The sequence below is a fragment of the Listeria grandensis genome, from assembly GCF_014322885.1.
Lineage (GTDB): Bacteria > Bacillota > Bacilli > Lactobacillales > Listeriaceae > Listeria_A > Listeria_A grandensis.
Genome location: NZ_JAASUG010000002.1, coordinates 69,360 through 81,442, shown reverse-complemented (window position 1 = coordinate 81,442; position 12,083 = coordinate 69,360). Strand labels below are relative to the sequence as shown.

The following is a 12,083-nucleotide window of genomic DNA, read 5'->3' as shown; positions in this document are numbered from 1 at the left end:
AGCATGGGTGTGCTCAGCGGCTTTGTGTTTATTTTGATTTTGTTTTACCTGACCATCTTTTGTAGCCGCCTTTTAATTGGAAAAGGTTCGTGTAGCCGTTTTTGTAAAGCATAATGGCTGCACGGTTGCTACGTTGCGCGCCTTGACAATACAGATAAACCGGTAAATCTTGACGAATTTCTGCTTTTCGTGCCTTCATTTGGGACATCGGAATGTTTCTTGCTCCCAAAATATGACCAGCATCGAATTCATTCGGTTCGCGCACATCGATCAATTGCGCTTTTCGATAATCTTTTTTGAATTCTTCCTCGGTTAAAATGGTTAACGCTTTTTTACGCATGGTAAATTGATACAATTCATAGCCTAGCAAAATAACCAAGATGGCAATTGCTAAAACCCAACTCCAGTCAATATTCAAGCTGATATACCCCTTTCGATTCTTATCCTTCGTTTACTATTATAACTTATTTTTTCTTTCCATCAATGACTTTCAATGAAGTTTTTCTTTTTTTTGTTTGTGGTTGGTTTTTTGCGCGCAATTTTTGTGATTGTTTCACTGCCGCTTGGTATTTGTCATCTTTTTTTGGTTGGTTACCCCAAAAGCGGAGTAGCAGCCAAAGAATGAGAATGAATATCACGGAAACGACAAGGCTACTAATCAAGCTTTTGAAGCCGACGTAGAAAATGCCAAGGATCGCAAAAATGGCGAGAATATAAAACCAAATGGGAAATCGACGCATTTGCATCACCTCATTCCAGTAGTTCTAAATTTTCAGGTAGTGTTTCTTCTTGTTTCGCATGTTCGACGCGATGTAATTCGTTAAATGATGCAATGGCAACTTCTACTTGATCATCTTGTGGTTCTTTTGTTGTCAAGAGTTGGAGCCATAAACCGGGAACGCCGAGGTATTTCAATATCGGGATGTTTCGGCATTTATTCGTCAGTTGTAACACTTCAAAAGCAACGCCGAGGACGACTGGAATAAGCAAAATTCGGTTGACAACGCGAACCCATAGTGGATCGGTAGGCACGAGCATGTAAATGAACATCCCGACAATGACCGTGAACAGGATAAAGCTAGAACCACAGCGGTAGTGCAGCCGCGATCTGCTTTGAACATTTGCAACGGTGAGCGGAAGATCTGCTTCATAACAATTGATTACTTTATGCTCTGCGCCATGATATTGGAAAACACGTTTAATAATAGGCGTTTGGGAAATGGCGAAAATATAGCTGAGCAGTAAAATTAATTTGAAAAGAGTTTCCAACATGATTTGCCCCATATCACCAGCTACGATTGGTCGAAAAAGGTTCGCGATAAAAACGGGAATCAGCGTCATGACAAACTTGGCAAAGATGAAGGATAGCACGCCAACAACTGCGACACCGAGCCACATTGCCAATTTTGATTCTTTTTTCTCGATTTTTTCGTTTTCTGTCTCATCTAGAGGGTCTTCGTCATAGCGATCGGTCGCGAAAGTGAGATGTTTGGAGCCAATTGCGCTAGATTCAATTAAAGCTACAATACCTCGGATGAAAGGGATGCGCTTCAGCATTTGAACCCAAGCAGGAGGGTTTTTGGTTAGGTAGAAGTATTCGATGGTGCCGTCTTTTCGCCTGATAGCGGTAACGGTCTCTTTTTTGCCACCAAACATTACACCTTCGACGACGGCTTGACCGCCATATATTCCTTTTGTCTGTTCACTCAAAATCGTTCACCAGCCTTATTTAGTATACATCTGCTATTCTACGCTAATTTGTGAGTTTCGTATAGTTATAACGCATAAAAAAAGTTATTTTACTTCATTTGTGTTAGAATAGCTGTATTCGAGCGAAAAATCAACTTACATAACACAAAAAGTAGGAGGAATTGGAATGACAAAATTAGCAAAAATTCAAGCGTTATTAACGGATCATAAAATCGAAGCAATATTGGTGACAAGTGACTATAATCGGCGCTACGTAGCTGATTTTACTGGAACAACTGGGATGGCTTTAATCACACCGAAAAAAGCTTTTTTTATTACGGACTTCCGTTATACGGAACAAGCTGCAAAGCAAGCACTTGGCTATGAAATTCGCCAAAATAAAGGACCGATTTTCGAGACGGTAGAAGGAATTATCTCAGAGCTTGGCATTAAAGTCCTTTCCTTTGAAGAGGCTTACGTCACTGTTGCAGAACACAAGTTGATGCAAAGTTATTTTTCGGCAAAATTAGAGCCGTTTAGCGATCTTTTGGAAGCTATGCGTAAAGTGAAGACAGCATCGGAACTTTCAGCGATCAAGACAGCTTGTGAAATTGCTGATGCGGCATTCAAGCATATCTTAACTTTCATCAAACCGGGTTTGACGGAACTAGAAGTATCCAATGAGTTAGAATTTTTTATGCGCAGAAACGGGGCGTCAGGGTCTTCTTTTGATACAATTGTGGCTTCTGGTTTGCGTTCTGCCTTACCGCACGGTGTGGCGTCAGATAAAATCATCGAAGTTGGCGATTTTGTGACAATGGATTACGGGTGTTACTATAACGGTTACTGTTCGGATATGACGCGTACAATTGCAATCGGAGAACCGAGTCCGAAACTAAAAGAAATTTACGCGGTGACATTAGAAGCGCAACTTAAAGTGATCGAAGCGCTAAAACCAGGCATGACAGGGATCGAAGCGGATGCTATTGCGCGGGATCATATTGCGTCTAAAGGGTATGGAGAAGCTTTTGGGCATTCTCTCGGACACGGTATTGGCTTAGAGATTCATGAAGGTCCAAATCTTTCGATAAAGAGCCCTAATGTTCTTGTGCCAGGGAATGTTGTTACAGATGAGCCGGGTATTTATTTGCCAGGGATTGGTGGCGTGCGAATTGAAGACGATATTTTGATCACGGAAGCAGGAAATGAAGTTTTGACACACTCATCTAAAGAACTAATTATTTTATAGAATTGTATAATGGCGCGTTTTATGGTTAAATAAGTAGGGATGAAACCAACTTAAAAGTAGGAGGATACAAAGATGATTTCAGTAAACGATTTTAAAACAGGTTTAACGATCGAAGTAGATAATGGCATCTGGCGTGTGCTAGATTTCCAACATGTAAAACCAGGTAAAGGTGCGGCTTTTGTTCGCTCTAAATTACGGAACTTACGTACAGGCGCGATTCAAGAAAAAACGTTCCGTGGTGGCGAGAAAGTAGCTAAGGCACAAATCGATAACAATAAAATGCAATATCTGTATGCAAGTGGTGATCAACACGTATTTATGAACACAGAAACGTATGATCAAATCGAGCTACCAGAAAAACAGATCGAGTATGAATTGAAATTTTTGCGAGAAAATATGGAAGTTCAAATCATGATGTACCAAGGGGAAACATTGGGTGTTGATTTGCCAAATACGGTAGAACTAAAAGTAGTAGCGACAGATCCTGGCATTAAAGGCGATACATCTTCTGGTGGATCTAAGCCAGCGACGCTAGAAACAGGCCTTGTCGTTAACGTGCCTTTCTTTGTAAACGTAGATGATACGCTTGTTGTTAATACAACAGAGGGCGGCTCCTACGTTTCGCGCGCTCAATAAATAAAAATAGTCTGTCTATTCCTGTTTGGAGCCTACTTTTGCAGTTCGCTCAGGACAAGAATCGACAGGGCTATTTTTTTTGCGAAAAAACGGTGTTAACCTAAGAGTTTCTATGAAAAGTATGGTACAATAATTAGGATGCGTGACGAATGCATTCGAACTTATATATATTGTATAGATGAATATTGAGGAGTGTTATAAATAATGTTATCAATTAGCGAGATTAAACAACTTGTGAAATTAGTCGATGAGTCTTCATTGACGGAATTCGAATATGAAACAGAACAAGGGAAAATTAGAATGAAAAAAGGTGGAGAACATGTAGCTGCACCTGTAATCACGACGCCGGCAGTTCAGGCGGTTCTTCCAGCACCATCAATCGAAAGTGAAGCGCCAGTTGTAGCCGCAGCACCTGAGGAAGATCTACACGTTGTCATATCACCGATGGTTGGAACTTTTTATAGTTCGCCAAACCCAGAAAGTCCGGCGTTTGTAGAAGCTGGTTCTGTTGTGAATACAAAAACAGTCGTTTGTATCATTGAAGCGATGAAGCTCTTGAATGAAGTAGAAGCAGACATCGACGGGGAAGTAGTTGAAGTGCTGGCGTCTAATGGAGAACTTGTAGAATTTGGTCAACCATTGTTTAAAGTTAGAAAGAAATAAGGGGTAATTTATGATGATAAAAAAAATACTGATAGCGAACCGGGGAGAAATCGCTGTTCGTATCATTCGTGCTGCGAAAGAGATGAATATTGAAACGGTCGCGATTTATTCAGAGGCAGATGCTGAGAGTTTGCACATTCAATTGGCGGATGAGGCTTATTGTGTTGGACCGGCTTCTTCCAAAGAAAGTTATCTAAATATGTCTAATATTATTAGCGTCGCTGTTTTAACGAATTGTGATGCGATCCATCCAGGTTACGGTTTCTTAGCTGAGAATGCTGATTTCGCGGAGCTTTGCCAAGATTGTAATATCATTTTCATCGGTCCTAGTGCCAATGCAATCTCACAAATGGGCACAAAAGATGTGGCTCGTGAAACAATGAAAAAAGCAGGCGTACCAGTCGTTCCAGGTTCGACAGGTATTATTAAAGACGTAGAAGAAGCAAAGAGACTCGCAAAGAAAATCGGTTACCCAGTCATTATTAAAGCAACAGCAGGCGGTGGCGGTAAAGGGATTCGTGTGGCAGAAGATGAAGAAAAACTTGTTTCTGGCTTACAGATCACTCAGCAAGAAGCTGAAACTGCTTTTGGAGATCCAGGTGTGTATATTGAGAAATTTATTCAGGATTTTCGACACGTTGAGATTCAAATTATGGCGGACAATTACGGTAACGCGATCCATCTCGGCGAGCGCGACTGTACAATCCAGCGCCGTCTTCAAAAACTGATTGAAGAAGCCCCGTCCCCAGCATTAGATGAGAAAATGCGTCAAAAAATGGGGAAAGCGGCTGTGAAAGCTGCGAAAGCTGTGAAATACGCTGGTGCTGGAACGATCGAATTTATCTACGAACCGCATGAGAAATCATTTTATTTCATGGAAATGAACACGCGTGTGCAAGTAGAACATCCTGTAACCGAGTGGATTACGGGTGTCGATATTGTCAAACAGCAAATTTTGGTTGCATCTGGTGAACGTTTAGCGATGAAGCAAGAAGACGTGACTTTAACTGGTTGGGCAATTGAATGCCGCATCAACGCAGAAAATCCAGAGAAGAACTTCATGCCAGCACCAGGCGAAATCAAGTTTTATCTACCACCGGGTGGCAATGGTGTCCGCGTGGATTCTGCGGCATATCCGAATTACAAAATCCCGCCATATTACGATTCCATGGTTGCAAAAGTGATCTGCTATGGCGAAACACGTGAAGAAGCTATTGCTAAAATGAAGCGGGCATTGGGTGAGTTTGGGATTGATGGTATTCCAACGACGATTCCCTTCCATCTGCGCGTCTTAGATCATGAAGTTTTTCTATCCGGAGACTTCAATACGAAATTTCTTGAGAAATATGATGTAATGAATCTATCGTAAGGAGAGATAATCATGGCACTGACAAAAAATAAAAACGAGGAAACACTAGGTAAAATTGAAATTGCACCTGAGGTTATTGGTGTTATTGCAGGTCTTGCGGCGGCAGAAGTTGAGAATGTTGCTGGCATGCAGGGCTCGTTTACAAATGAAATGCGTGAACGTTTAGGCGGAGCAGTTAATCATAGCAAAGGTGTCAAAATTGATTTAACGGAAGCGGGTATTGTTATTGACGTTTACTGTTATATTCAGTTTGGTGCCACGATTCCACTACTTGCGCAGAATATCCAAGATAGCATTCGCGAAACAATTTTAAATATGACTGGGCTTGAAGTCATCGAAGTGAACATCCACATTGTTGGTGTCCAATTCGAGCGTCAAGAAACGGTATCATTTGACGAATTAGAAATTTAGTACGAGTTGGGCTAGGCCCTAATTCAGTAATAAGGAGTAGAGCTCTTAATGAAAAGACGAGAAGCACGGGAAAAGGCTCTTCAAATATTGTTTCAAATGGAACTCAATGAGATGCATTTGGATCAAGCGATAGCCAACGTGATGGAAGACGAAAGTGATGCCTACGTGGACAAGTTAGTTGAGGGCGTTGTGGCCAATAAAGCAGCCATCGATGAGCAAATTGCGGGAAATCTTGACAATTGGCGTATGGATCGATTAAACAAAGTTGACCTTGCTATATTACGAGTGAGTGTATTCGAAATGGTGTATTGTGAAGATATTCCGGACCGAGTGAGCCTTAACGAATCATTAGAAATCGCGAAAATTTTCAGCGATGAGAAATCGAGTAAGTTTATTAATGGCGTCTTAGCAAACATTGCGAAAGACGATTAATCCTGATATTTTTTCTTTCACACAGTTTCATTTTTAATTTATAAAACCTTTTGTGCAAGCAAGAGGCAGTTTCACTTTTAAAGTAATGTTACCTGTTTCGGGGCTTGTATAGGCCTCGGAATACAAGCAGGTTTCAGATAAAATTCAAGGGGGCTTTTTTGATGGGACAAATTATTGATGGTAAACAGCTGGCAAAGAAAATTCAAGAACATGTAACAAATGAGGTGGCTGAGCTCGCAAAACAAAATTTACAACCAGGACTAGCGGTTGTTCTTGTTGGTGACAATCAGGCAAGCCGTACATATGTAAGAAATAAGCAGAAGCGTACAGAAGAAGCCGGTATGAAATCCGTTTTAATTGAATTACCAGAAGATATTTCCGAGGCGAAATTATTGGAAACGGTAGAAGCGTTGAACAAAGATGTTACAATCCATGGGATATTAGTACAATTGCCGCTACCAAAACACATTTCTGAGGATAAGGTGATCGATACGATTATTCCAGAAAAAGATGTCGATGGCTTCCACCCAATCAATGTTGGGAACCTTTATGTTGGTAAAGAAGCTTTCGTTCCTTGTACACCAGCAGGCATTATTGAGTTAATCAAATCAACAGGTGTTGGCATCGAAGGGAAGCAAGCCGTAGTCATTGGTCGTAGTAATATTGTCGGTAAACCAGTCGCTCAGTTGTTGTTACAAGAAAACGCGACAGTTACTATCGCGCATAGCCGCACAAAAGATCTACCAGCCGTTGCTCGTACTGCAGATATTTTGGTAGTGGCGACAGGACTTGCTAAGTTCATTAAAAAAGAGGCCATCAAACCAGGTGCAGTTGTCATTGATGTCGGCATGGATCGCGATGAAAATAATAAATTATGTGGGGATGTTGACTTCGATGATGTAAAGGATACGGCAGGTTTCATCACACCAGTTCCAGGTGGTGTCGGTCCAATGACAATCACGATGCTACTAGCAAACACATTGAAAGCCGCGAAACGTATTTGGAATATCCAATTACAGACGAAATAAAGATGTAAGGTTGTGGGATGATGGAACAAGATAAATACCTCAGTGTGGAGGCGCTAACTAAATATATTGAGAAAAAATTTGAAGTGGATCCGTACTTGAAGAACATCTATGTTAAAGGGGAAATTTCAAATTTTAAGCAACCTATCAGTGGTCACATGTATTTTACGCTGAAAGATGAAGGTGCTGAGCTTCGCTGCGTTATGTTCCAAAAATCCGCAACAAAATTGGGTTTTAAGCCAGAAGATGGGATGCAAATTTTATTAACTGGTCGTGTCAGTGTATTTAGTAAAGGTGGTCGCTATCAGCTCTATGCGGAGTGGATGGAGCCAGATGGTATTGGTAGCTTATACATTAAATTAGAGCAGTTGAAGCACCAGCTCGAAAAGGAAGGGCTTTTTGCGCAAAATCGCAAACAGGCGCTTCCTTCTTTTCCTGCCAAAGTTGGGATTGTCACATCGAAAACGGGGGCTGCTATTCGTGATATGATTACGACGATTAAGAGACGGATGCCAGCCACTGAGATTCTGCTGTTTCCAACGATTGTACAAGGGGATACGGCAGCACCTAATATTGTCCGAAACATTGAACGTGCTAATTTTCGCAATGATATCGATGTGTTGATTATTGGTCGTGGTGGTGGTTCTATTGAGGATTTATGGGCATTTAATGAAGAAGTTGTCGTTCGAGCGGTGGCTGATTCGGCTATCCCGATTATTTCGGCGGTAGGGCATGAGACGGATACGACGCTCACCGATTATGTAGCAGATGTGCGAGCTGCCACACCAACAGCAGCGGCAGAACTCGCGGTCCCGGATTATCGAGATTTACTAGAGCGCGTGGCGGAACGCCGTTTCCGATTACTTCAAACGATACGACAGCGAATTGATATTTCTAAGCAGGAAGTAGCGCGGTACCAAGAACGACTAGTCATGCATGGCCCAAAACGCCAAATGGAGCAATACCAAGAACGGATAGATTATTTTATGGAACGTTTGGAACGAGGATTGAAGCAACATCTTCTGTTGAAACAGCATGCCTTTGAGCGTGTCGCATTTCGGCTGGCACATACAGGGCTAGATCGTGAAATAGCGCAACAAAAGCAACTTTTAGCTAGTTCAAGCAAAGATTTGAATCGCCAAATGAGTCGGCTACTCACAACAAAACGGCGTGATTTTTTGCAAAAAGTAGAAGCGTTGGAACATTTAAGCCCGCTAGCATTGCTAAATCGGGGATATAGCGTTGTTTACAAAGAAGATACCATTTTGACAAGTAGCGAGAAGGTAGCGGTTGGTGATGAGATTACAGTTAGGATGGCTAATGGTCAGGTTCGAGCAAAAATTACGGAAAAGGAGGACAACTGATTATGGCAACGAAAAAAGTGACCTATGAAGAGGCAATGAAAGAGTTAGAAAACATCGTCCAAGCGCTAGAAGAAGGCAATGTTTCGCTGGAAGATTCACTTGATATGTACCAACGAGGTATTGCGTTAACAAAATTATGCCAAGAAAAGCTTGCGGCTGCGGAAGATAAATTGGCTAAAGTAGTAACGGAATCGGATGAAGAAGAGCCGTTTCAGGCAGAAGAAGGTACTAAATAATGATGACTTTTGAGCAGTTTATGCAATATTATAAAAAAGAAGTCGAGCGTTGTATGGAGCATGCGGTTACAGCAACAGAATCGGATCAGAAAATAGAACAGTCGATGATTTACTCATTAGGAGCTGGTGGTAAGCGTATCCGGCCGTTACTACTACTGGCAACGATTATTGCTTTTGATGAAAAGCCGCAACTTGGTTACCAAACAGCGGCTGCGATGGAAATGATTCATACATATAGTTTGATTCACGATGATTTACCAGCAATGGATAATGATGATTACAGACGAGGTAAGCTTACGAACCATAAGGTATACGGAGAGGCGACAGCTATTTTGGCAGGGGATGCGTTGCTTACAAAGGCATTTGAGCTTATTGCATGCGATACGAGTTTGTCTGGCGAAATGCGGCTTCAGTTGGTACAACTATTTGCAAAAAGTGCGGGTTCGAATGGAATGGTAGGCGGACAACAAGCAGACATTCTAGGTGAAACTAGAACGCTAACGTTAGCAGAATTAGAGTCTGTTCATCGCCGGAAAACAGGCGCATTGTTAACGGCTTCTGTGCTTGGGGGTGCGATTATTGCGGGTGTGCCAAAAGCGGATCAAGATATATTGGCTGCATTCTCCAACCATATTGGAATTGCGTTTCAAATTTGCGATGATATATTGGATGTCATCGGTGACGCTAAAAAAATGGGTAAAAACACTGGTGGAGATTCTGATTTACAAAAGAGTACGTATCCAGCATTGTTAACCTTAGACGGTGCTAAAAAGGCGCTCGTAGAACATACAGATGCGGCGAAATTAGCCTTACAAGAATTAAATATAGACGCGACGTATCTGCTAGGATTAACGGATTTGATCGCTGTGCGTGAGTTTTAAAAAAATAAGTGGTACATGTCTAAGCGCATCTTTTAAGGGTGCGCTATTCTTCTCGTTAGGTGGTTTCTAATACCTGTACAAAAAGTTACTTTATTTGATGGATGCTAACAATTTAATAGTAATATCCTTTCAACTGGTTTATAATGAAAACAATGGAGACTTTTAAGGTAGCGGGCTTTTTTTACGTGTACCAATCGATAATGATGGAGAAATCCTAGAAAGTGAGTTGTTTTGTTTGGATTTATTGAAAGTTAAGGATCCTGCGTTCGTGAAAGACTTGGACGTGACGCAAATGGAAGCGCTCAGTGCGGATATTCGCGAGTTCCTAATTCAATCGACTTCCAAAACGGGTGGGCATATTGGGCCAAATCTTGGTGTTGTTGAGCTAACTGTAGCACTTCACCATTGTTTTAATAGCCCTGAGGATAAGTTTTTATGGGATGTCGGACATCAGTCCTATGTACACAAAATTTTAACTGGTAGAGCAGATAGATTTGATACACTTAGGCAACATGACGGTTTAGACGGCTTTCCAAAGCGTAAGGAATCGAAACATGACGTTTGGGAAACAGGACATAGTTCGACTTCGCTCTCCGCAGCAGCAGGTATGGCGATCGCACGAGATATTCGCGGTGAAAAATACCACGTCTTACCGATAATTGGTGACGGGGCTTTAACTGGTGGCATGGCCCTTGAAGCGCTCAATCATATTGGCGATATGGGAAAAAATGTGACCGTGATTTTGAATGATAATAATATGTCGATTGCACCAAATGTTGGTGCGATGCATAATGTGTTAGGTAAGTTGCGCACGTCTGGTAAGTTTAAACGTGCCAAAAAAGATATTGAAACAGCGATGAAGCGTATCCCGACGGCTGGTGATAAGATTGCTGGTGCTGCTGAGCGAATCAAGGATAGTATCAAATATTTACTCGTGCAAGGAACGTTTTTCGAAGAGATGGGCTACACATATCTCGGTCCTGTGAATGGGCATGATTACAATGATTTGATTACGAATATGGAATTTGCGAAGAAGGTCAAAGGTCCGGTGTTAATGCACGTCGTGACGACCAAAGGAAAGGGCTATCAGCCTGCGGAATCTGATCGCACTGGTAATTGGCATGGCACAGGTCCTTACAAAATTGAAACAGGTGACTTTATCAAGCCTGTTGGTGGACCTCCTGCTTGGAGCGCAGTTATTAGTGATGCGATGTTGGAGCTGGCACAAGGCGACAAACGAATCGTTGCGATTACACCAGCGATGCCTGTAGGTTCTAAATTGGAAAAATTTGCGACGGCGTTCCCGGATCGCTTCTTTGATGTTGGGATTGCCGAACAGCATGCGACAACGATGGCCGCTGGACTCGCTGCGCTTGATATGAAACCATTTTTGGCGATTTATTCGACGTTTTTACAGCGGGCGTATGATCAAGTTGTACATGATATTTGCAGGCAAGATTTGAATGTCATGATTGGGATTGACCGGGCTGGTTTAGTTGGTGCAGACGGTGAGACGCATCAAGGGATTTTTGATATTGGCTTTTTGCGTGGCATTCCGAATATGACAATTATGATGCCAAAAGATGAGAACGAGGCGCGTCACCTTGTGAAAACAGCACATGAATACGACGCTGGTCCAATCGCGATTCGGTATCCTCGTGGCAACGGACTTGGCGTGAAAATAGACGCTGAAATGAAGGCCGTGCCGATCGGTTCGTGGGAAGTGCTCAGCGCGCCAGTAGACGTGGCAATTTTGACATTTGGGACAACGATTCCGATGGCAGCTGAAGCAGCGATGGAACTAAAACGTCAAGGTATCCAAGCTGGTGTTATTAACGCTCGTTTTATCAAGCCGCTGGATAAAGATATGTTACATGACCTCATGAAGCGCGGCATTCCGATTATTACTGTGGAAGAGGCGCTTTTAAAAGGCGGTTTTGGTACAGCGGTGCTTGAGTTTGCGGAGGAACATGGCTACGATCAAGCAGTGATTCGCCGGATTGGTCTTCCTGATGAGTTCATTAGCCACGGTTCGGTAGATATGATCCTAGCAGAACATGGTATTTCGGCCCTCGGCATTTTAAGTACGATTCAAAAAATATTACCAGAAAAACAGATAAGGGCGTAG

General features: G+C 42.2%; 14 protein-coding genes. 11 read left to right on the top strand and 3 right to left on the bottom strand.

Annotation, left to right across the window (positions count from 1 at the left end):
* Positions 1 to 28: 28 nt before the first annotated feature.
* From HCJ54_RS03020 to HCJ54_RS03010, 3 genes are read right to left on the bottom strand one after another with little or no spacing between them, the layout of a single operon-like run.
* Entirely contained in the window at positions 29 to 412 is a 384-nt protein-coding gene (locus tag HCJ54_RS03020; RefSeq protein WP_036065278.1) for a rhodanese-like domain-containing protein, read from the bottom strand.
* 52 nt (positions 413 to 464) lie between these two features.
* Positions 465 to 740 (bottom strand): hypothetical protein, encoded by a 276-nt coding sequence (locus tag HCJ54_RS03015; protein ID WP_185408703.1) that lies wholly within the window; start codon positions 738 to 740, stop codon positions 465 to 467.
* A gap of 10 nt (positions 741 to 750) precedes the next feature.
* Positions 751 to 1,656 (bottom strand): DUF1385 domain-containing protein, encoded by a 906-nt coding sequence (locus HCJ54_RS03010; RefSeq protein WP_425324787.1) that lies wholly within the window; start codon positions 1,654 to 1,656, stop codon positions 751 to 753.
* Between the two features lie 220 nt (positions 1,657 to 1,876).
* Between HCJ54_RS03010 and HCJ54_RS03005 the strand changes: the two genes are divergently transcribed.
* The 11 genes from HCJ54_RS03005 (at position 1,877) to dxs (ending at position 12,083) form a co-directional block, all read left to right on the top strand.
* Positions 1,877 to 2,938, top strand: a complete 1,062-nt coding sequence (locus tag HCJ54_RS03005) for a M24 family metallopeptidase (protein ID WP_187136598.1) — start codon at positions 1,877 to 1,879, stop codon at positions 2,936 to 2,938.
* Positions 2,939 to 3,010: 72 nt separating this feature from the next.
* The gene (gene efp, locus HCJ54_RS03000; protein WP_036064947.1) at positions 3,011 to 3,574 is read left to right on the top strand and encodes an elongation factor P; all 564 of its coding nucleotides are present in this window, start codon (positions 3,011 to 3,013) and stop codon (positions 3,572 to 3,574) included.
* 204 nt (positions 3,575 to 3,778) lie between these two features.
* On the top strand, positions 3,779 to 4,237 hold the full coding sequence (gene accB / locus HCJ54_RS02995; RefSeq protein ID WP_187136597.1) for an acetyl-CoA carboxylase biotin carboxyl carrier protein: 459 nt from the start codon (positions 3,779 to 3,781) through the stop codon (positions 4,235 to 4,237).
* Between the two features lie 13 nt (positions 4,238 to 4,250).
* Complete coding sequence (gene accC / locus HCJ54_RS02990) at positions 4,251 to 5,606, top strand: acetyl-CoA carboxylase biotin carboxylase subunit (protein WP_187136837.1); 1,356 nt, start codon at positions 4,251 to 4,253, stop codon at positions 5,604 to 5,606.
* 12 nt (positions 5,607 to 5,618) lie between these two features.
* A complete protein-coding gene (locus HCJ54_RS02985; protein WP_185408699.1) occupies positions 5,619 to 6,017 on the top strand; it encodes an Asp23/Gls24 family envelope stress response protein in 399 nt (132 codons plus the stop codon).
* Positions 6,018 to 6,065: 48 nt separating this feature from the next.
* Positions 6,066 to 6,449: a transcription antitermination factor NusB gene (gene nusB, locus HCJ54_RS02980; RefSeq protein ID WP_187136596.1), complete on the top strand. Its 384-nt coding sequence runs from the start codon at positions 6,066 to 6,068 to the stop codon at positions 6,447 to 6,449.
* Between the two features lie 161 nt (positions 6,450 to 6,610).
* Positions 6,611 to 7,477 (top strand): bifunctional methylenetetrahydrofolate dehydrogenase/methenyltetrahydrofolate cyclohydrolase FolD, encoded by an 867-nt coding sequence (gene folD / locus HCJ54_RS02975; RefSeq protein WP_187136595.1) that lies wholly within the window; start codon positions 6,611 to 6,613, stop codon positions 7,475 to 7,477.
* 20 nt (positions 7,478 to 7,497) lie between these two features.
* A complete protein-coding gene (gene xseA / locus HCJ54_RS02970; RefSeq protein ID WP_187136836.1) occupies positions 7,498 to 8,838 on the top strand; it encodes an exodeoxyribonuclease VII large subunit in 1,341 nt (446 codons plus the stop codon).
* A 2-nt stretch (positions 8,839 to 8,840) separates the two neighbouring features.
* Complete coding sequence (gene xseB / locus HCJ54_RS02965; RefSeq protein WP_187136594.1) at positions 8,841 to 9,074, top strand: exodeoxyribonuclease VII small subunit; 234 nt, start codon at positions 8,841 to 8,843, stop codon at positions 9,072 to 9,074.
* On the top strand, positions 9,074 to 9,955 hold the full coding sequence (locus tag HCJ54_RS02960) for a polyprenyl synthetase family protein (RefSeq protein WP_187136593.1): 882 nt from the start codon (positions 9,074 to 9,076) through the stop codon (positions 9,953 to 9,955). Before xseB ends, HCJ54_RS02960 begins: the two co-directional genes overlap by 1 nt.
* A gap of 235 nt (positions 9,956 to 10,190) precedes the next feature.
* Positions 10,191 to 12,083: a 1-deoxy-D-xylulose-5-phosphate synthase gene (gene dxs / locus HCJ54_RS02955; protein WP_187136592.1), complete on the top strand. Its 1,893-nt coding sequence runs from the start codon at positions 10,191 to 10,193 to the stop codon at positions 12,081 to 12,083.